Raw genomic sequence first — 22,450 nt, 5'->3', positions numbered from 1 at the left:
CATGATAAAATTAGTCGATTTGTTATACAGAAATAACTATTCATCTTATTAGAGCAATTAACTTTCCTGCAAATTACAAACAGTATTTTCACTTAAGACAATAAAAAAAGCGCAGATGTTCATCTGCGCTTTATTCTTCCGCTTCAATTTCTGTACTATTATTATCGATATGTTCCTTTTGAGCTTCTTCTTGCAGCTCCGCTGAAATCATTCCATAATAAATTTCTGGATATAATCCAAATATTTGATATACACTACCTAAAAACGGCATCGGAATCCCTCATTTCTAAAGTTGTATTGTCATTCTTAAGGATTCCCTTTTCACTCATTATACATTCGTTTTTGGCACTTCTTCTTCATCGGGAACATGTAATATATTTTGCCATTTTTTATAAGGCGCACTATTTGGATCCACATACCCTTTCGCATACGAACGATCCCACAATTGTTTCATAAACATCTCTTTCTCTTTCTTTGCAACCATATCTGCACCTGTTCCGTAATAGTTTTGGAAATACAGCTCAATTTCATCAAGGAATAGCCTTAACAAATCATCAGATGTTTCTTCTAACGTCGGGTCATATTTTGCCTCACGATCATACATTAAAATCATATCTAAAATATTATGGACATGCTCTTTACGAAGCCATCTAATATCTTGAGCACCTAATACAAATGCATGTGTATATAAATGCCCACCTTGTATCATTGCCTTTTCTTGCTCTTCTTCAAACCTGGACAAGATATTTTCATAAATAAACGGATTATGAAGCAATGCTCTGTGCAACTTATAACTTTCGCTTGAAATATTTTTCCCCATCGACTGGATTAAAAAGCTACGGCCGACACCGTTATATTGATACACGAACTGCCCATCTACAGCCACTAGGCTAATCCAGCGATACATATACGCGTATAGAAGAGCACGATTACATTTATCGTAATCTAACTTTGTTTGCGTTGCATTCAAGTCTGGCATAAAGGCTGGTAAGTGCCAATATTTATCTAAATGCGGCGTCAAACTAGATTTTTTACTATTTAATTTGTTCACGCGGCGATAATACGATTGAAAGTAGTCACCTTTATCGTTCATAAAACCATTCGCAATATGCCCAGATGAAAGCTTGGGGAAATCTTGTAGCGATAATCCGTAATGAGCACGATAACAAATCACTTCAAATGGTGAAAACGCCTCGTTTACCGTATCTTTTTCTTTAAACATTTCTTGCAATAACTCTTCTTGCAATTCTTGTTTTAAAGATGGATGTACGCCCCAATATTGTAACTCTCTATGATGAGAAACTTTTGGAACGAACGGACTTGCTAAATGGAAAAGATCTTCAATTTTTTCACGAACGTATTCATCACGATCACGTTTCTTGAAATCTGCTTCTTTTCGCAATGCTTCAACGATATTAAGCTCTAGTTTGTCACGATAGCGCACTTGAAGTTCGTCATAACAATAACTCAATATATGTTCACGATAGAAGTCTTCCACCTTTTTCGACTGAATTTCTTCGGCTTTCGCATCACGACAATATTCCCCGTACAAGCTCATATAAATTTCGGACGATATATCTTTCGGTAATACACCTAAATTTAAATGTTGCTGCATATCTTGCCAAATCTTTTCTTGCAATTTCTCTTCTGCTAATACATATACATTCGTCGGGTTCGTTTTCCCCTCAAATTCCTTGCTTCGCTTTTGGATTTCAAACAATAAATTTTCACGTGTTTCGTGTAAATTATCAAAGAATCTTTCCCAATATTGGATCATTTTATCAACTGCTTGGTATAGCGATTGATACACGAGTTCTAATAACATTTCTTTACGATACTCACTTAATTTGTGGACATATTGCGTTACGATATCTTCAAATTCTTTTTTGAACAAACGTTGCTGATTATAAAACATTTTCCCGACCCAGCCTTGTTGCTGAGCAATTTCAACGCGGCGAACAGCCGTTACCGTTCCATCAATATTACTCACATTAAATTTCTTATCGTAGTTTTGAATTAAATTACGCTTTTGTTCATTATTTTCATGCAGTCGATTCATCTTCTCTACTAACTGCTTACGAATTTCATACAGCATAAAACGTGCTGCGACAGGATGAACCGGATCCGTTTTCTTTAAAAACCATGTATTTAATTGATAAGACTGTCCTTCTGATCCACTCGGTATAAAGCGGTCTGATTCGACCATGTCATATAAAAGTGTAGTAACATGCTCATGTACACGGCTCGGAATCGCATAAGCATATAAACGCACCGCATGATCAACTCTCGCTACTTCACCTTTCATTTGTTCCATCATTTTCAGTTTCGTAGCCGATATTTTACACTCATGCTGCAGGCGGTTTAATTCTTCATCTTTTTGCACTGTACGGTGTACATAGCTTTCGACAGCCTCTAAAAACAACTTAGACTTCGCAACACCGACCTTACCGCCCTCTGCCCCTTCGCGCGTCTCATTGAACATTTGTCTATAAAAAATATGGGCCTGCTCTGGACGAGTAGCAAGATGCTCTAAATCTTCTAAATAACTTTTCCCGCGCTCTGGCTTTTCACGCTGCATACCGCGCTTTACATCTTGATCATATCTTTGCTTCTTCTCTTGAAACAGTTGATCTAAATGAAGCCAAGATTCATCTAAACCTTGCACCGCCCATTTTAAAGCACAGTATTTCAAAACGTGCTCATACGGATAAATGAGCTTCGCCGTTCCTGCTCCGCAATATCTCCCTTTCCCACTCGATTCTGCCAATTGCTGAATTTGATTATCTTCTTGCGCAAAATGATTTGCAGACATTGGACTGAATAACTGTAAATAAATCGTATTTGCCATTTGCTCCATATAATCCGATAAATTGTGCAAATGGTGTCCATGTAAATTTTCATAATCATATAAGAAACAATAATTGTACGGTAAATGATGCTGCTTTATCGTATGATTTGTTCTTCCATCTTCATCCACTTGATCAGGACGATATTCTAATTCAATCGTTACGCCGCCTCGTTTGGATAATTCACCAGTCGACCCGAGCGTAATAGCGTGCAACTCTTTTAACGATGCATAACCATTCGCTTGCACAGTTTCAAACTCTTTCGCACTAACCGTTCTCGTCTTAACTAAAACATCGGGCATTAAAAACGCACCGCGAATTAAAATGTTGTGATGCTGCAATTTTTTCCGGAGCATTTCACGCAAATATAATGCGATTTGTAAAAACATCCCTGAGCCTGTTCCGCCAGCTAGTGATGTTACAATAATGACACGTACACCATATTCCGTCTGATCACTTGTAACTGGAAAAATCTTCTCGATTTCTTGCCAAAACGATGTGAGTTTATCTTCTTTCATCGCAGCACGTAGCGCTAAACGTGAAATGACACGTAACTGGCCCGCTCCTTCCGTTAACGGTTTATCAAGTATAGTCGGGTCCATTGGGAACCACTCTGGAATCGTTGGATCTCCCGCAATATACTCTCTCGGTGTTTTACTCGAGCTCGTTTGCGTCTTAAACTTCCGAATATGATCAAATTTACTCAATGTATTCACATCTGTATCAAATACATGCATCGCTACCTTTTTACGACGCTCCTCAGGTAATCTTTCATATATTTGATGTGTGACAGTACTACCGATTCCACCTAAGCCAATTAAAATTGTTGGAACTTGTAATGTCATGTGAACCACCTTCCTATTCTTGCTTGTTTGAAAAGAAGAATAAAGAGAGCCGGGCCTCCTCCGCCCCTCTTACACCCTATCTACTATTCACATTCGTACCGGTAAATCTCCTTACCATATCCTCTATCAATTACTAAAAGTTCATTTGGATACAACGTCTTATGCTCCATTCCTACCTCTTCCTCTGTTATAAACATCCCATCAATAATCATCCCAACCACTTGCGATTCTTTCGCTACAAATATAGATTTCGATCCTTTTTTCGCTATTAATGTTACAGATTGCACAGTCTTTCTTTCTGCTCGGAATGGAATGCCAAAATAGTGCTTCCACCATTTATTTTTAAGTAACTCTGGTTCAGATTGATAAAGCCAATCTTTCGCTACTTCTTGATCCCATTCGTAATATAGTAATGCTTTCCTATGAAATCTCGGACGAACAATCCATCCTAAAATAATAATTCCTACTATTAAAAGTAATAAAGTGATAGGAATTACAAATTTAAAAATGAGCGCATACTTCTCAAAAAACGGCGCATTTTCAATGTGCAGTACGATCTTTTCCTTTACTTCTTGTAATGTTGAATCATTGATCGTGATGGTAGCCTCTACGGTGCCGGTATCTGTAAAATTGAATGTGTCGGAGTAATAAGGTCGAGGATAAACATAAACTTGACTACCATGCTGTTTTAATTCATAGTTGATCGATTGATTCGATGTGACACCAGTAGATTTTAATAGTTTCTTTACAGCCTCTTCTGTCATCGGTTTACCATTTAACTGTGGCTGTAAAATAAATGGTTTACTATTTTCTAAATTTGTTACCTTTTCTTCATAATCTTTCGTAACAGCTTGAAGTGTTAATTTTGGTTTTTCAGCTGGTTCAATCTTGAATTCTTTCGTCTGTCTATAAAATCCCTTTATATTCATATGGACTTTCCCGCGTACTAACGCTTTACCAACCTGTGTCTCGTAATAAAACACATGTCTTTTATCATCCCACTTCATCGGATACTGCTTTCCATCTATTTCTACTTCTGCTTCGAAATAAGAAGTTTGAATTGGTAATTCAGTAGGTTTCGCTTCAATAACAGCTGTCACACCTTCATACATTTTCTCAACATTTTTTCTATCTTTATCATCTTTGTCGTACGTAGAAACAGTATAATTAAGCGCTGGTTCAACAAGTACTTGTAATCCCTCTTTCTCAATGTCCTGATCCACTTCTATCGTATATGTCCCTGGCTTAATCACTTCCTGGTTCGCTGTACTTACATGCACTATATTTCCGAATAATTTAGCTTCTCCTGGTGCATGTATAGAAAAAGAAGACTGCAATTGTAACGGTTTGGAAAGTTGCATAACTTTATAATTAGACAAAGAAGGTGATTGTCGTACAAGCGTCATACGCTTTAATGGAAACGGTGTTGTAATCTCTACTTTTTTCCCTACTATTTTCGTTTTGACAATCGACTCAACAGAAGAAAATGGATCACGATTTGCAACTAATGCTGCCACTTGATTCACACTTTGTACAATACCATCCTCACCGCTAGACGGCATGACAACTCCATTCATTTCTTTTTTCCAAATCTCTTTAAACGTATTTAACTGCAGCTTCTCTTGCTGCCCTAAATCCTCTTCCATCGTGATTAAGACTGGATGTAAAGAGATCTTTTTCGAATCCATTTCTTTCTTAAACTGCGCTAACTTCTGTGTAATTTGTTCTTTTCCGCCAATCTTATCTTTCTCCAAATCATTAAATGCCCCGTCAGTTAATACAATAAGCCAAAATTCACGTTTCCCATCTATATCTGCTTCCTTTTTTATAGATTGCATCGCCGTTTCTACTGCGCTAAATGGAGTATTTAAATATGTTTTCCACGCCCCAATCCCCTCAATTTCTGTTTGCCTTTGATCCTTTGTTAATGAAATGTTTAATGGAGCATCCGGCTTACTCATTGGAACGTAAGAAAATTTATCTTTCTCATCTAATAGCGCAACTAAACTTTGCAAGGCGTAATTGGCATACTTCCAGCGATCGTTATTTCTCATGCTGCCCGAATCATCATATACAAGTGAAACGACCCTTTCCTTTGCCTCCTCTCCTTTTGCAAAAACTGAAAAAGGTAAACATATAAATAGAAACAGCATGAACGTGGCACAAATTCGAATTTTCATGATGAGGCTTCGCCACCTTTGTAGACAAATTCCTATGTTTAAATTTATGAGAGGAAACAAGATATATGACTTGTATTTTAGGACAACAGTTCACTGCAATTACATTATGTAAATAAAAATGAACTACTCCCATATTTTATTTCGAATTTTTTCCTTATTATATATCTGAAATAACACATAGATTTCATACTTTTTCCGCTATAAATTCCACCATTAAAGTTTGATTTTCTTTTCAATACAAGAAATAAAGAGCACGCTATAATTAGCGCACTCTTTACTTCTTCACATATACTTCAACAATCGGATTTTCCTTTTGATCTGCATGTAAACGTATATTCTCTTCACCCGTATTATAAATGCTAGCTACCAGCATAACTGTTAACAAATTAGGGATTTTCCCGTCACTCCCATATTTTCGTTCAAGAGCTTCTGTATACTCGAAATCCAAATCACCCTGCACATATGTATACACTTCAAAACCATCTTCCAAATTACATACGACCGTATCAATAATATCCGCTCCTACTTGTTTCTTCATTTCACCTCGCAGTGCTTCTATTAATTCTTCCCAAGGAACTTCGTACGTCTGAAATTGGTCTGTAGATTTCATTTCTCTTCCTCCTCGTTATGTATCCTGTTCGTATATTTCCCCTTTCGTATAACAATTATGATAGATAGGTCATTCGTACAAGCCGCACTTGTCCTGCTTACATATCGTATTACGGTAATACGGAAGGAGGAAAGAACATGCATAGACAAAAATGTTATAATACATGCCAACGTTATTTCGGAAAAGTTGTTCGAATTGAAGATCGTGATGGTCATATCCATTTAGGAAAAATAATAGACGTGACAAATGATTCTGTTTGGATTGAGCCAGTACAGCAGCGTTCATCTTTTGATACAGGATTTGGATACCATGGCGCATATTCAAACGGCGGATGTGATATTTGCGGCGGTCTTAGCAGATGTGATAACTGTGGATTTGGATGTGGTGGTGGATTCAGTGGTGGATTCGGTGGCTGCGGATGTGGCCGTCGTGGTTGCGGCGGTTGCGGCGGTTGTGGCTTTGGTGGCGGCTGGGGATTTGAACTCGGATTTGGCTTTATTTTCGGAATTACTTTGGCTGCATTATTTTTCATCTAACATAGTAAAGAGTTGACTATCTTTAGCCAACTCTTTTTCTCTATTTTTCACATATAAAAATGCGATGCCCTAAAATATGTTGATACATAAGCAGTACTTGTTCGTGTTGCACCCACGCTTCATACAATTCTTCCGGAATAAACGGTGATACATTCCACTCTGGCTCTTCCATATGTCCTGCAACTGTTTCTGCAATAGTTCCGCCACCCAAAATTGTAATTTTTTTAAAATTTGCTGCTTTAAATAAATGAATCCACTCATTCTCAGTTAATAATTCTTTCATACCATATAACTGTCCAATCTTTTCTTCCTCTTTCTTCTCAATATGTTTTTCGGTAATCATTTCAATGACAACAAGCTTTCCATCCTTTTGTAATACACGATAACATTCCGAAATAACCTTTTCTTTATTTGTAAAAGCGAGGATAGATTCTCCAAGTACAAGCTCAAATGAATCATTTAAACACGGTAATCCTTCTACATCTCCTTGAATCAATTGTATATTTAAACCATCAAACAACCATCTATCTTTCGCTTTTTGAATCATAATTTCATTCTTTTCAACCGCTGTCACTTTATAACCCAATTCTTTTGTCATATAGGCCGCTGTTTTCCCAGTGCCGCAACCTATCTCAAGGACACTAGCTCCATGTCTAAGTGGCAATTGAGATAATAATTGTTTTGTTAACGTAAATCCACCAGGATGAGCACTCCCTATTCCGTAATAAGCTAGAAAATCAATGTATGTGTTTCGTTTCATGAGATTCTCCTTTGAGTTTTCTATAATACATATATTCATCCATAAAAAAATAGTGCACAGAAAAAAAAGCATTTTCAAGTGCTATAATACCGCAACTTGAAAATGCTTTTTTCTTTTATTATTTCTCTTCTACATACGCCCATTTGAAACTATATTCCGGACTAATATTATGTTTCACAATTCCCTTTACATTTGGTTGCATAACATATGCTTTAGCACTTTGATATAAAGGTACAAGCGCTACATCTTCTTCAAGTAACAATTTCTCTGCCTTCCCTAACTCTGCCCAACGTTTTTTTGCATCAGCCATCCATTCTGTCTTACTTTTATCAATAATTTCATCATATTTTGAATTTGAGTAGCTCATTTGGTTCTGAGAATTTTTTGTTTCAAACATATCAAGGTACGTCATCGGATCCGCATAATCTGGATTCCAGCCACCATATGAGAAATCATAATCTTGATCTGATTCTAATTTTAGTTTTTGCTTAAATGGTTGAAGTTTAATATTTACTGTTACACCTTTTAAATTCTTTTCAATTTGATCTTTTACGTACTCCCCAACTTTTTTCGCATTACCAGTATCATAATTTAATAATTCAATTGTCACTTGATCTTTTCCAAGTTCTTTTTTCGCTTCTTCCCAAGCTGCTGCTGCCTTTTTGGAATCTTGTTTTAAACCATTCTTGAATGTTTCTGCGAAATCTTTACCGTCTGGTCCACTTGCTAAACCTTTTGCTACTAAGTAATCAACTGGTTTTGAACCATCATTTAAAATTACATTAGTTAAACCCTTCTTATCAACCGATAATGCAATTGCTTCACGTAATTTTTTGCTCTTTAACGGTGTATCTTGCCCACCACGTTTTTGATTTAGACGTAAGTAAAACGTACTTGTTTCCGAATATGCTCCAAACTCATCTTTTTTATTTCTATACTTATCAACGAATTCTCCAGATAAAAGTGCAAAATCAATTGCGCCTGTATCATATAAATTCACCCTAGTAGCTGCTTCTTTTACCACACTATAATTAATTTCATCTAATTTCACTGTCTTTTTATCCCAATACTGATCATTTTTCTTCAACTTCCAACCTTGCTCATGTTTCCAATCAGTAAGCACAAATGGACCGTTATAAACTGTTGTATCGGACTCTAAACCGTATTTCTTCCCTTTTTCTTTTACAAACTTTTCATTTAACGGATAGTATGATGCAAATGCCATTAAGTTCAAGAAATATGGTACCGGTCTGTCTAATTCAACTTCAAGCGTATAATCATCAACTGCTTTTACACCTAACGTAGAAACTTCTGCTTTCCCTTGATTAATTGCTTCTGCATTTTTAAGATAGTAAGCAATAAATGCATACTCAGCAGCTGTTTGTGGATCTACTAGACGTTGCCATGCAAATACGAAATCTTTCGCAGTTACAGGATCACCGTTTGACCATTTTGCATCTTTACGTAATTTGAATGTATATTTTTTACCATCCTCGCTTTTTGTACTAGATTCTGCTACAGCTGGGATTGGCTTATTATCCTTATCAAGACGATATAATCCTTCCATCGTGTTCCCTAAAATTTGAGATCCTAATGTATCTGTATTTTTTGAAGTATCCATCGTCGGAATTTCATTCGTTTCTGTACGATTTAACACTTGCTTTGCTGCGTATTTAATATCGGAGTTTTTCTCTTTCCCACTATTAGACGTTGTAGTCGTCTTCTCCCCACCAGATCCAGAACATGCCGTTAACGCCATGCTCATCGCTAAAACTGGTGCTACAACCGCCGTAAACTTTTTCATCTTTTTCTTCATTCTTGTACCCTCCCCAATTATATGTACGAAACTAACTTTGAGAGATTTTCTGCTAACTTCATTTATCAGAAAATTCTTATTAATTAATATTCTACTATTTTTCGGAGTTTTGTAAAGTGTTTTTGTAAATTTTCTAAATATTTATTTTTTTATGATAGTAACTTGTTATTTCACTATTACTACTATATGAATTATCCCCCGTCTACTATATGTAAACATATCTCCTCTTATTCTTCTCTATTGCTAAGTTCTATATTTTTCTTATAAAAATGAAATCTCTAACTATCATTCATCTATCCAATTATTGAATTTCTTCTACCATCCTACAGTAGAATATTAAAAGTGACCTCAACATTTCTCAAAAATTCCATGATCCTTATTCTCCTACCCATACAAAAAAGCATTTCAAAAGCAGCTTAGCCACTTTTGAAATGCTTTCATGTTATTTCTTTCCGCCATCCTCAGTTACATACGCCCACTTAAAGCTATATTCTGGACTAATGTTGTGTTTCACAATTCCTTTTACATTCGGTTTCATTACATATGATCTTCCTGTTTGATATAAAGGAACTAATCCTGCATCTTCTTCAAGGAATAATTTTTCTGCTTTTCCTAACGCTTCCCAACGTTTCTTCGGATCAGACAGTAATTCATTACCTGCTTTTTGTACCATTTCATCGTATTTCGGGTTTGAATAACCCATTTGGTTATACGGGCTCTTCGAGTCAAACATATCAATAAATGTCATTGGATCCGCATAATCTGGGCTCCAGCCTGCATAAGAGATTTCATAATCTTGCGCTGACTCTAATTTTAATTTCTGTTTGAACGGCTGAATTTTCGTATTAATCGTTACACCTTTTAAATTTTTCTCAATTTGATCTTTAACATAATCAGCAATCTTTTTCGCAGTTCCATCATCATAGCTTAGTAATTCAATTGTAACTTGATCTTTTCCAAGTTCCTTTTTCGCTTTTTCCCATGCAGCTGCTGCTTTTTTCGTATCTTGTTTCAGACCATTTTTAAACGTATCTTGGTAATCTTTACCATCAGGTCCTGTCGCAAGCCCTTTTGGAACCAATTGATCTGTTGCTTTTGATCCATTATTTAAAATAACGTTTGCTAAGCCCTTTTTATCAACTGATAACGCAATTGCTTCACGCAGTTTTTTGCTCTTTAATGGTGTATCTTGTCCGTTACGCTTTTGATTTAAACGTAAGAAGAATGTACTTGCTTCTGAATACTCACCATATTCATCTTTGTTCGATTTATATTTATCTACAAATTCTCCTGATAGTAATGTAAAGTCAATCGATCCTGTATCATATAAATTTACTTTTGTAGCCACTTCTTTTACAACGCTGTAATTAATTTCTTCTAATTTCACAGTCTTATTATCCCAATACTTATCATTTTTCTTCAGCTGCCAACCTTGTTCATGTTTCCACGATGCCATTACAAATGGCCCGTTATACAATGTTGTGTCTGCTTCTAAACCGAATTTCTCTCCTTTTTCTTTTACGAACTTTTCATTTAAAGGATAATATGACGGGAATGCTAATAGGTTTAAGAAGTACGGTACCGGTTTTTCTAATTCTACTTCTAGTGTATAATCATCTACAGCTTTTGCTCCTAATTCTGTTGCAGGTTTTTCACCTTTATTAATTGCCTCTGCATTTTTAATATAGTAGGCAATAAACGCATATTCTGCCGCTGTATTTTTATCAAGTAAGCGCTGCCATCCATATACGAAATCTTTCGCTGTTACAGGATCTCCATTTGACCATTTCGCATCTTTACGCAGTTTGAACGTATATTTTTTACCATCTTCGCTTTTCGTACTTGATTCTGCAGCAGCCGGAATAGGCTTATTATCTTTATCAAGACGGTATAACCCTTCCATCGTGTTCCCTAAAATTTGTGCCCCTAACGTATCAGTAGATTTAGAAGTGTCCATCGTCGGAATTTCTTGGTTTTCCGTACGATTTAATACTTGCTTCGCTGCATATTTAATATCAGATTTTTTTTCTTCCCCACTATTAGATGTAGTAGTCGTTTTCTTCTCCCCACCTGAACCAGAGCATGCTGTCAATGCAACACTCATTGCTAAAACCGGTACTACAACCGCTGTTAACTTTTTCATCTTTTTTCTCTTCATTTTTATACCCTCCCTAATTATATGTACATTACCAACCCTTGAGAGACCCCTTGTTAATGATTTTCTTTTCAGAAAATTATAACTAATGTTATTCTACTCTTTTTTTCATGTTTGTAAATAGTTTTATTTTAAATATTCTGATTTTCACCTTCATAAATTAGTATGATTTATCCCCCATCTACTATATGTACGTACTATACGCCTTATTCTTCTCTATTTAACTGAGCTAAAAAAAAGCATTTCAAAGTAGCTAAGCTACTTTGAAATGCTTTTTTAACTCTATTATTTTTCAGTCACGTATGCCCACTTAAAGCTAAATTCTGGACTGATATTATGTTTTACTACACCTTTTACATTTGGTTGTAAAACATAAGAATCTCCACGTTGGTATAAAGGTACAATCGCTACATCTTCTTCAAGTAATGTTTTTTCAGCTTTTCCTAACTCTTCCCAACGTTTCTTCGCATCGCTCATTAATTCCGTTCCAGCTTTTTTTACCATGCCGTCATATTTAGGGTCAGAGAAGCTCATTTGGTTATGAGAATGTCCAGTCTCAAACATATCTAAGAACGTCATTGGATCTGCATAATCTGGATTCCAACCACCGTATGAAATATCATATTGTTGCTCAGATTCTAATTTTAGTTTTTGCTTAAATGGTTGAAGTTTAATGTTAACTGTTACACCTTTTAAGTTCTTCTCAATTTGGTCCTTAATATATTCTCCAACTTTTTTCGCATTACCAGTATCATAGTTTAAGAATTCAATTGTAACTTGGTCTTTACCTAGCTCTTTTTTCGCTTCTTCCCAAGCTGCAGCAGCTTTTTTAGCATCTGGTTTCAAACCATTTTTAAACGTTTCTTGGAAGTCTTTACCGTCTGGTCCAGTTGCTAAACCTTTTGGTACTAAGAAGTCAGCTTCTTTTGATCCATCATTTAAAATTACGTTTGCTAAATTCTTTTTATCAACTGATAGTGCAATTGCTTCACGTAACTTTTTACTCTTTAATGGTGTATCTTGTCCATCACGTTTTTGGTTCATACGAATGAAATACGTACTCACTTGTGAATATGTTCCGAATTCATCTTTCTTATTTCTGTATTTATCTACGAACTCTCCAGTTAATAAAGCAAAGTCAACTTGACCGCTATCATATAAATTGATAAGAGTTGCTGGTTCTTTAACAACACTGAAGTTAACTTCTTCAAGTTTTACAGTCTTTTTATCCCAATATTGATCATTTTTCTTTAATTGCCATCCTTGTTCATGCTTCCAATCTTTAAGAACGAACGGTCCATTATAAACTGTTGTATCAGACTCTATACCGAACTTCTCCCCTTTTTCTTTTACGAATTTTTCATTTAATGGGTAGTACGATGGGAATGCTACTAAGTTTAAGAAGTACGGTACCGCTTGCTCTAATTCAACTTCAAGCGTAAGATCATCTACCGCTTTCACTCCTAATTCAGCTACAGGTTTTTCACCTTTATTAACCACTTCTGCATTTTTAATTGGGAATGCGATAAATGCATACTCAGCAGCTGTTTTTGGATCTAATAGACGTTGCCAAGCATATACGAAATCTTTCGCCGTTACTGGATCTCCATTTGACCATTTTGCATCTTTACGCAGTTTAAATGTATATTTTTTACCATCTTCACTTTTCGTGCTAGATTCTGCTGCAGCTGGAATAGGCTTATTATCTTTATCCAGACGATATAATCCTTCCATCGTATTCCCTAGCATTTGTGAAGATACTGTATCTGTTGATTTAGAAGAATCCATCGTTGGAATCTCTTGGTTTACTGTTCGATTCAACACTTGTTTTGCCGCTAATTTTCCCTCTGACTTGCTATCTCCACTTGAGTTTGTGCTTGTCTTTTTATCTCCGCCTGATGTAGAACATGCTGTTAATGCCATGCTCATTGCTAAAACCGGTACTACAACTGCTGTTAGTTTTTTCATTTTTTTCTTTTTCATTTTTGTACCCTCCCTAATTCTAAACGATAGCTATTTAAGAATTTTCTAATAATTCTGTTTTTCTTTATATATTTATCAGACGATTCTTACTACTTCTTATTCTACTAATTTTTTAAAATTTGTAAAGTGTTATTATTGAAAATTATTAAAAAATTATTTTCTTACAGTAATATTCATAAAAATTCCATATAGTTTTTTAACATCGTTTTTTATCGTTACATATACACTAATTTAATAGTGTTAATGATACTTCCCAATAAATAGACTGTAGATTATCCTTAATAAATAATGTATATTTTAGAAATCTCTTTCCTACAAAAACGAAAAAAGCCCACTTTCTCAGTGGACTTTCTAATTTACAACGGTAAATCCCTCTTCCTAAACACTACAATTGCTACTATGAAAATACTAAGCGCTCCAGCAGTTAAGCCTATACTTACTGGCCATATATTATATGTTCCTTCAGCAATTTCTTTCGGACGAAACAATGTAAATAAAGATATATTTCTCATCCATTCTAACTTATCACTTAATTTCCCTACCATATCTAATACGAAAAATAAGATTGTTAAACTGGCTGAGTAGCTAAGTGCCTTTCTTTCATCATTACATATACAAGAAAAGAAAAATGAATAGGCACTAACTACTAAAAATATAAGCCCTCCAACTACATTTATTTTCAAAAATAATTCTTTATTTAAGTTATTATCTTTTAAAAACCAATCTGCACCTAATATACCAGCTACATAAGTAACAATTACAATTATTAATAGCCCCAATATGAGAACAGTAGCTTGTGTAATTACAATTTGCACCCTGGATACAGGTGTTGCTAATAAATATGCCATCGCCCCTTTATCTACATGACGAGCAATTAAATGCGTTGCAACCGTGACGCAAAAAATTGTTAAAATGATAATGAACAACAGGCTATAATATTCACCAGCTAAAAAATCCATTACATTTTGAATTGGGCTTTCCATTCCAACGATTTTTTTTACACTATCAGGCATGGCACTTATTAATTCATTTAACCCTTTCGCTGATACCATCGATGGGAATATCCAAATTAATAGCCATAAATAAAGAGCTGCACCAGTCGCATAACTCAAAATACTTTTTTGTGTTTCTTTCAAACTAGCTAAAAATAATTGTTTATTCATGCTTTATCCCTTCTTTCTTATCGTAATAATGCATAAATAAATGTTCTAAATCCATTGCTCTTGTTTGAAGTGCAGTTACATTATATTTTGAAAGTATTTGTAAAACAGTTTGATAGTTTCCTTGCACAATAATTGATGCTGTTTTCCCTTTCACAGCCTCGAATTGTAAATTTGATTGTGTAAGTGACTCAATTTCTTCTTGCGCTGATACTGTTACATCTATCACCTGTCGTCTCATTTCTTGTAAATCATGAATATTTTCAACTGTTACAAGGCAACCATCTTTAATAATCGCTACTCTGTCACAAGTTCTCTCAATTTCAGTGAAAATATGCGATGACATAAGAATCGTTTTCCCTCTTTGCTTTTCTTCTAATATTAAATCTATAAATATTTGCTGCATAAGTGGATCGAGTCCTGATGTCGGTTCATCTAAAATTAGCACTTCTGGATCATGCATAAATGCCGCAACTATACCTACTTTTTGTTTCATTCCTTTAGACATTTTTCGAATTGGTGTTTTCACATCGAATTGCAGACGCTCTATCAAGTCATCACGTCTCTTCGTTTCCTTTAACCCACGCATTCCTTGCATCAAATTTAAAAATTCTAATCCATTCATTCCTTCAATAAAAGAAATTTCTCCTGGTAAATAGCCAACTTCTCTTTGAATTTTCGCAGCATCTTCCCAACAATCTAATCCGAAAATTGTCGCTTTACCAGCCGTCGGTTTTATAAATCCCATTAAATTACGAATCGTTGTTGATTTCCCAGCACCATTTGGTCCTAAGTAGCCAAAAATTCCCCCTTCTTTCACTTCAAATGTAATATCAAACAAGCCTTTTCCATTTGAAAACTGTTTTGTAACATTTTGAACTGAAATCATAAATCCACCTCATTTTTTGAAATATTTAACATGTGATATTTCAAAATTATTGTACTCCTCATCTTTCATATTCGCAACAACTTTTTGAAATATTTATATGTCCATATTTCAAAATTATTGTTTTCAATTATTTTTTCTTGTATATTTTAAATGAGGTGATTGTATTGAACGGCTTTGAAAAAGTGAAAGAAAAGAAAAAACGTGCCATTAAAGATGCGGCCTTTACATTATTTTCAGAACGCGGATTTAATGAAGTAAAAATAGAACATATTGCAAAAAAAGCAAACGTTTCTCAAGTTACAATTTATAATCATTTTGGAAGTAAAGATGCATTATTTAGGGAGCTTATACAAGAATTTATAATATCTGAATTTCAATATTATAAAGAGCTTGCGGAAGAAAAATTACCGTTTCATGATATGATGCAAAAAATGATTGTAAGAAAAATGAATACGGGCGGGTTATTTCAGCCTGATATGCTACTACAAATGATGCAAAAAGACGAAGAGCTCCGAAAATTTATTTATAGTTATCAACACGAAAAAATTCTGCCTTGGTATTTAGAAATATTAGAACAAGCACAACGCAAAAATGAAATTAATCCTCATCTTTCAAAAGAAATGATGTTACTGTACATTCAAATGTTCACTAAATTAGGTGATGATTTCGGGGCACAGCTTCTTGAAGGAGATCGAGAAAAACATATACAAGATATAGTTACGATGTTTTTTTATGGACTTTCCGTTCCGCAAAAATAAAAAAGACACATAATCGTGTCTTTTTTATTTTACCAAAATGACTCTACCAGTTTCACTACTTTCAATTGCCAATTGAATAATCCTAATAACTTCCAACCCTTCTTCTGCTGTTACAGGTGGTTTCTCACCATTTACAATACTATCTCTTACACCTTTATAATACATGTTATAGCAGCCGACTTCTGTTGGAATACGCTCTAAGCTTTCTTCTGTTTCTAAAGTAGCAAAATTCTCTTCAGAGTCTGCTCCATAACCATTATCCCCTGGCTTCATTCCAGTCTTTAATTGTTCTTCCTGTGAATCCATACCATACTTCACGATAGAACCTTTATCTCCATGCAGTGTAAAATGTGGTCCAGCTTGCTTTACGTAACTGCTACTATGTAAAATAACGCGCTTCACTCCATAGTGAAGTACAACATGGAAGTAATCATCAACTTCTGCACCTGGTCGTTGCTTTATTACATCTGCGCTTATCGCATCTGGTTTCCCAAATAATGATAATGCTTGGTCAATTAAATGCGATCCTAAATCATATAATATACCTGATCCTGGTAAGTTCTTTTCTCTCCAGCGATCGCGTACATGTGGGCGGAAACGATCGAAATGCGCTTCATATGCGTATACATTCCCTATTCTTTTTTCTTGTAATAATTTCTTTATCGTTAAGAAATCATTATCCAAACGGCGATTATGATACACACTTAAAACGACATTATGTCGGTTCGCTAATGAAATAAGTTCTTCTCCTTCTTCAATTGAAACAACGAATGGTTTTTCCACAACAACATGCTTGCCGTGTACAATTGCTTCTTTTACATATGGAAAATGGGTTGTATTCGGCGAAGTAATAACCACTAAGTCAATATCAGCTCGGTTTACTAATTCATCAATTGTACCAACAACTTCAGCATTTGGTAATGCTTGTTTCACTACTTCTTCTTTTGATGATAAAATAGCACGAATATCGTATTCTTCTATCGTTTGTAATAACGGGATGTGAAATGTTGTACTAGAAAATCCAAATCCTACAATCCCTACACCTATTTTTTTCATATTGCCCCTCCATTTATCCCGCTTTAACGGGCAGTAAGATTCCTACCTCAAAATTCAGCGAAAGCAAAGAAATTAGGTGAGGAATCAACTGCTCGTAAAAGCCCGATTGGTTCAACTAATAATCAGTGGGGATAAAGAAAATCCCCACTGATTAAAGTTTCACTTTATGAGAACGATTTCATCTCATTATTATAACAAGATTATTTTTATATACATAACGTTTTGCTCATACATACCTTTTCATAACTAAAAACCTTGCTAGTTATACACTAGCAAGGTTTTTTCACATTTACTCTGTTCGTTTTTTTGTCCACGTTTCAATTACTTCACCAGTATCATTAACATCTAGTACTAAACTACCATTACTATACCGGTCTTTATTTCGAAACGCTTTCGGATCAATTTCTTCTACAATGTGTTTCTCTGTCTTCATGTAAACTAATTCATCATCTCGAACAATTTCAATACCGACAATGCGGTACGGATTACGTTTTAACTCTTTAAAAATTACAAGGCCTCGCTTCGCCCTCGTTGATTTCTCAATTTCCGATGCCTTTATACGTTTCACAGCACCTCGCTGCGTAACGAGAATAAGTTGATCTTTTTCACCATTTAACGGTTTACCAGAAGCAACATAGTCATCTTCTTTTAAATTAATTGCTTTCACACCAGCTGCTCTGACACCAACTGGACTTACTTCTTCTTCATTGAATACAAGTGCATATGCACCATGTGTTGCAAGAACAATATCACTTGTCCCATCTGTCGCAAATATATCAACAACTTCATCATCTTTTTTCAAGTTTACAGCAACGAATGCCCGTGAATAACGCTGCACTTTATATTGGTTTAATTCTGTTTTCTTAATCATACCGTTTCGTGTAACAAATACGATAAATCGTTTTTCTTCTTCAAAATTCGGTACGACTGTTGCCCAAATTAACGATTCATCTCGCTCGAGTGAAACAAGATTCGCAACGTGTTGACCTAAATCTTTCCAACGAATTTCTGGCATTTCATACACAGGAAGATAAATATAATTTCCTTTGTTCGTAAATAAAAGAACGGTTTCTGTCGTGTTTGTATCGAAACGCTCAAGTAAGATGTCACCCTCTTTCATACCGAAGTATTTCCCGTTCGATGCATTATGCGAACGCCAACCTGTTCGTTTCACATAGCCTTCTTTCGTTACAGTAACGATGACATCTTCTTGCGGAATCATAACTTCCACATCGATTTTAATTTCTTCAATTTCCTCTTCGATTATCGCACGGCGATTATCACTATATGTTTTCTTTACTCTCTTCAAATCTGTTTTAATAACTTGAAAAAGTCTTTTTTCACTTTGTAAAATTGACTGTAACTCTATAATTTTCTTACTAAGTTCCGCTGCTTCTTGCTCTAGCGCTGTAATATCTGTATTCGTTAAACGATATAATTGCAGTGAAACAATTGCTTCTGACTGCGCCTCTGTAAATCCAAATTTCGCACTTAAATTATCTTTCGCATTACGCTTATCTTTAGACCCACGGATCGTTTCAATCACTTCATCTAAAATTGATAATGCTTTCTTTAAACCTTCTACAATATGCTGACGATTTTCTGCTTTTCTTAATTCATATTGTGAGCGTCTTGTAACAACTTCTTTCTGATGTCCAATATATGCATCCAAAATCTTAGGTAATGTCATAAGTGTCGGACGACGATTATTTATCGCTACCATATTAAAGTTGTATGGAATTTGTAAATCTGTATTTTTATATAAATAATTTAAAATACCTTCAGCATTCGCTTCTTTTTTTAATTCTACAACGATACGAAGACCTGTACGATCTGTCTCATCACGTACTTCAGCAATTCCATCTAGCTTTTTATCTATACGTAATTCATCCATTTTCTTAACAAGATTCGCTTTATTTACTTCGTACGGAATTTCTGTAATAACGATTTGTTGCTTCCCGCCACGAATCGTTTCAACCTCTGCTTTTCCGCGAATAATAATTTTACCTTTACCTGTTTCATACGCTTTTTTAATGCCATCTATCCCTTGTATAATACCACCTGTAGGGAAATCTGGTCCTTTAATAACTGTTAACAAGTCATCCACAGAACTATTCGGTTGATCGATACGCATCATTGTAGCATCAATTACTTCTCCAAGATGATGAGGTGGAATTTCTGTTGCATAACCAGCGGAAATCCCTGTAGATCCGTTCACTAATAAGTTCGGGAACATTGCCGGTAATACAATAGGTTCTTCACTCGTATCATCAAAGTTTGACACGAATTCTACTGTTTCTTTATCAAGATCACGTAATAACTCAGATGCGATTGGTGATAAACGTGCTTCCGTATAACGCATTGCCGCTGCTGGATCCCCATCAACACTACCGTTATTTCCGTGCATTTCAACTAAAACATTACGTACTTTCCAAGTTTGACTTAAACGGACCATCGCCTCATATACAGAGGAATCACCATGTGGATGATAATTACCGATAACATTACCTACTGTTTTAGCTGATTTACGAAACGCTTTATCATGTACGTTTCCTTCTACATACATAGAATATAAAATGCGTCTTTGTACCGGTTTTAAACCGTCACGCGCATCTGGAAGCGCGCGGTCTTGAATAATATATTTACTATAACGTGCAAAGCGGTCACCTAACACGTCTTCAAGCGGGAGGTCATGAAACTTCTCTGCCTGCATGTTATTCCACCTCCGTCTCCATAATCATTTCATTTTCTAAAATATTTCCTTCTTCTTGCATACCAAATTGTACATTACGCTCAATCCATTTACGGCGAGGTTCTACTTTATCCCCCATCAACGTCGTAACTCGGCGCTCAGCTCTTGATGCATCGTCAATTTTCACACGGATTAACGTACGTGTTTCAGGGTTCATCGTTGTTTCCCATAATTGATCGGCATTCATTTCGCCAAGTCCTTTATAGCGCTGCAACATGTAGCCTTTACCGACCTTTTTCGTTACATCACCTAATTCTTCATCAGACCATGCATATTCAATTACTTCACTTTTCCCTTTTCCTTTACTTACTTTATATAAAGGTGGAAGTGCGATAAATACTTTACCAGCTTCAATAAGTGGTTTCATATAACGGTAGAAGAACGTCAGTAGTAACACTTGAATATGTGCTCCATCCGTATCTGCATCGGTCATAATAACAACTTTATCGTAGTTAATATCTTCAACAGCGAACTCATTCCCTACGCCGCCGCCAATTGCGTAAATAATCGTATTGATCTCTTCGTTCTTAAAAATATCAGCAAGCTTTGCTTTTTCCGTGTTAATTACTTTACCACGTAATGGTAGTACCGCTTGGAAACGACGATCTCGCCCTTGCTTTGCTGAACCACCAGCCGAGTCACCCTCTACTAAATACAATTCGTTTTTCTGAGGATTACGTGATTGTGCAGGTGTTAACTTCCCGCTTAAAGTACCTTCTGATTTTTTCTTCTTCTTACCAGTACGCGCTTCTTCTCTCGCTTTACGAGCAGCCTCACGTGCTTGTGCTGCTTTAATTGCCTTTCTCACAAGAAGTGTAGCTACATCCGGGTTTTCTTCTAAAAAGTAAGCTAAATGCTCAGATACAATTGCATCAATTGAAGAACGAGCTTCACTTGTACCTAGTTTCCCTTTCGTTTGCCCTTCAAACTGGAGTACGTCTTCTGGTACACGTACAGAAACAATCGAAGCTAATCCTTCTCGAATATCTGTACCCTCTAAATTTTTGTCTTTTTCTTTTAATAAAGAAACTTTACGAGCATACTCATTGAACACACGTGTCATTGCTGTTTTAAATCCAGCTTCGTGTGTACCACCGTCTTTTGTACGTACATTATTTACAAACGAAAGAATGTTTTCTGAGTAACCATCATTAAACTGAAACGCTAACTCTGCTTCAATTCCATTTTGCTCACCCGAGAAATATACAACTGGATGAATCGAATCTTTCTCTTCGTTTAAGTATGAAACGAAAGCCTCAATTCCTGTTTCATAATGAAACACATCTTCTAAATCATTACGTTCATCTTTTATCGAGATTTTCATTCCTTTTAATAAGAATGCAGATTCACGTAATCTCTCACATAATGTTTCATAATTATAATTTGTTGTGCTGAAAATAGTTGTATCTGGTTTGAAGTGCATCGTTGTACCAGACTCTTTCGTTTTCCCGATTTTCTCTAACGTCGTTGCAGGAGTACCACCATTTTCAAAGCGTTGTTCATAAATGCTACCATCTCGCTTAATCGTTACTACTAGCCATTCTGATAAGGCGTTTACAACTGATGCCCCAACACCGTGTAAACCACCACTCGTTTTATAGCCTCCTTGGCCAAACTTACCACCAGCATGAAGTACAGTTAAAATAACTTCAGGTGTCGGCTTTCCAAGCTTATGCATTCCCGTAGGCATTCCTCGCCCTTTATCAATTACGCTAATACTATTATCTTTATGTATTACGACAGAAATTTCGTCGCCAAATCCCGCTAATGCTTCATCAACGGAGTTATCTACTATTTCATATACTAAATGATGCAATCCACGGCTATCCGTACTCCCGATATACATACCCGGGCGTTTTCGAACGGCTTCAAGTCCTTCTAACACTTGAATTGCATCTTCATTATATTGGAACTGATGCTTCGCCAAACTCCTTGCCCCTTTCCTAATCAAATCAGAACATATGTTTCTATTATAGAATAACGCCTCGACTATAGTTTTGGCAAGTTATCTTATCTCTTTTATATACTATTTTCAATAGAAAAATCCTTGTTTTTTTCACAAGGATTCCTCTAGGCTACTATTTCAGAAAAATAATCGTTTGTC

General features: G+C 35.6%; 15 protein-coding genes. 2 read left to right on the top strand and 13 right to left on the bottom strand.

Annotation, left to right across the window (positions count from 1 at the left end):
- Nucleotides 1-130 precede the first annotated feature (130 nt).
- The 4 genes from ABH960_RS07645 to ABH960_RS07630 all read right to left on the bottom strand — a co-directional run bounded on the left by ABH960_RS07645 (nucleotide 131) and on the right by ABH960_RS07630 (nucleotide 6,481).
- Nucleotides 131-271, bottom strand: coding sequence for a hypothetical protein (locus tag ABH960_RS07645; RefSeq protein ID WP_002128471.1), 141 nt, complete (start codon nucleotides 269-271; stop codon nucleotides 131-133).
- Nucleotides 272-328: 57 nt separating this feature from the next.
- Nucleotides 329-3,691 (bottom strand): tubulin-like doman-containing protein, encoded by a 3,363-nt coding sequence (locus tag ABH960_RS07640; RefSeq protein ID WP_404444052.1) that lies wholly within the window; start codon nucleotides 3,689-3,691, stop codon nucleotides 329-331.
- Between the two features lie 83 nt (nucleotides 3,692-3,774).
- Nucleotides 3,775-5,871, bottom strand: coding sequence for a vWA domain-containing protein (locus ABH960_RS07635; protein ID WP_002128472.1), 2,097 nt, complete (start codon nucleotides 5,869-5,871; stop codon nucleotides 3,775-3,777).
- A gap of 274 nt (nucleotides 5,872-6,145) precedes the next feature.
- Nucleotides 6,146-6,481: a hypothetical protein gene (locus tag ABH960_RS07630; protein ID WP_201064870.1), complete on the bottom strand. Its 336-nt coding sequence runs from the start codon at nucleotides 6,479-6,481 to the stop codon at nucleotides 6,146-6,148.
- 137 nt (nucleotides 6,482-6,618) lie between these two features.
- On the opposite strand from ABH960_RS07630, the gene ABH960_RS07625 reads away from it, so the two are divergent.
- The gene (locus ABH960_RS07625) at nucleotides 6,619-7,017 is read left to right on the top strand and encodes a hypothetical protein (protein ID WP_404444048.1); all 399 of its coding nucleotides are present in this window, start codon (nucleotides 6,619-6,621) and stop codon (nucleotides 7,015-7,017) included.
- A 40-nt stretch (nucleotides 7,018-7,057) separates the two neighbouring features.
- Here ABH960_RS07625 and ABH960_RS07620 read toward each other — a convergent pair whose 3' ends face one another.
- From ABH960_RS07620 to ABH960_RS07595, 6 genes are all read right to left on the bottom strand, one after another.
- Complete coding sequence (locus ABH960_RS07620; RefSeq protein ID WP_404444045.1) at nucleotides 7,058-7,777, bottom strand: class I SAM-dependent methyltransferase; 720 nt, start codon at nucleotides 7,775-7,777, stop codon at nucleotides 7,058-7,060.
- Nucleotides 7,778-7,895: 118 nt separating this feature from the next.
- Nucleotides 7,896-9,593, bottom strand: coding sequence for a peptide ABC transporter substrate-binding protein (locus ABH960_RS07615; protein WP_404444042.1), 1,698 nt, complete (start codon nucleotides 9,591-9,593; stop codon nucleotides 7,896-7,898).
- 442 nt (nucleotides 9,594-10,035) lie between these two features.
- Nucleotides 10,036-11,751 (bottom strand): peptide ABC transporter substrate-binding protein, encoded by a 1,716-nt coding sequence (locus ABH960_RS07610; RefSeq protein WP_404444039.1) that lies wholly within the window; start codon nucleotides 11,749-11,751, stop codon nucleotides 10,036-10,038.
- Between the two features lie 282 nt (nucleotides 11,752-12,033).
- Nucleotides 12,034-13,731, bottom strand: a complete 1,698-nt coding sequence (locus ABH960_RS07605; RefSeq protein ID WP_063219666.1) for a peptide ABC transporter substrate-binding protein — start codon at nucleotides 13,729-13,731, stop codon at nucleotides 12,034-12,036.
- A 356-nt stretch (nucleotides 13,732-14,087) separates the two neighbouring features.
- Nucleotides 14,088-14,894, bottom strand: coding sequence for an ABC transporter permease subunit (locus ABH960_RS07600; protein WP_404444035.1), 807 nt, complete (start codon nucleotides 14,892-14,894; stop codon nucleotides 14,088-14,090).
- The gene (locus tag ABH960_RS07595; protein WP_404444032.1) at nucleotides 14,887-15,780 is read right to left on the bottom strand and encodes an ABC transporter ATP-binding protein; all 894 of its coding nucleotides are present in this window, start codon (nucleotides 15,778-15,780) and stop codon (nucleotides 14,887-14,889) included. Before ABH960_RS07595 ends, ABH960_RS07600 begins: the two co-directional genes overlap by 8 nt.
- A gap of 164 nt (nucleotides 15,781-15,944) precedes the next feature.
- On the opposite strand from ABH960_RS07595, the gene ABH960_RS07590 reads away from it, so the two are divergent.
- On the top strand, nucleotides 15,945-16,538 hold the full coding sequence (locus ABH960_RS07590; RefSeq protein WP_242310427.1) for a TetR/AcrR family transcriptional regulator: 594 nt from the start codon (nucleotides 15,945-15,947) through the stop codon (nucleotides 16,536-16,538).
- A 24-nt stretch (nucleotides 16,539-16,562) separates the two neighbouring features.
- On the opposite strand, the gene ABH960_RS07585 is transcribed toward ABH960_RS07590, so the two are convergent.
- From ABH960_RS07585 to parE, 3 genes are all read right to left on the bottom strand, one after another.
- Nucleotides 16,563-17,594, bottom strand: a complete 1,032-nt coding sequence (locus tag ABH960_RS07585; RefSeq protein WP_404444029.1) for an oxidoreductase — start codon at nucleotides 17,592-17,594, stop codon at nucleotides 16,563-16,565.
- Nucleotides 17,595-17,883: 289 nt separating this feature from the next.
- Nucleotides 17,884-20,307, bottom strand: coding sequence for a DNA topoisomerase IV subunit A (gene parC, locus ABH960_RS07580; protein ID WP_002087770.1), 2,424 nt, complete (start codon nucleotides 20,305-20,307; stop codon nucleotides 17,884-17,886).
- A gap of 1 nt (nucleotide 20,308) precedes the next feature.
- Nucleotides 20,309-22,273 (bottom strand): DNA topoisomerase IV subunit B, encoded by a 1,965-nt coding sequence (gene parE / locus ABH960_RS07575; protein ID WP_002014314.1) that lies wholly within the window; start codon nucleotides 22,271-22,273, stop codon nucleotides 20,309-20,311.
- Nucleotides 22,274-22,450 lie beyond the last annotated feature (177 nt).

The sequence above is a fragment of the Bacillus sp. RC252 genome (assembly GCF_044909215.1).
GTDB lineage: Bacteria > Bacillota > Bacilli > Bacillales > Bacillaceae_G > Bacillus_A > Bacillus_A mycoides.
The sequence above is the reverse complement of the archived record's forward strand: the minus strand, read 5'-3'. Positions and strand labels throughout refer to the sequence as shown.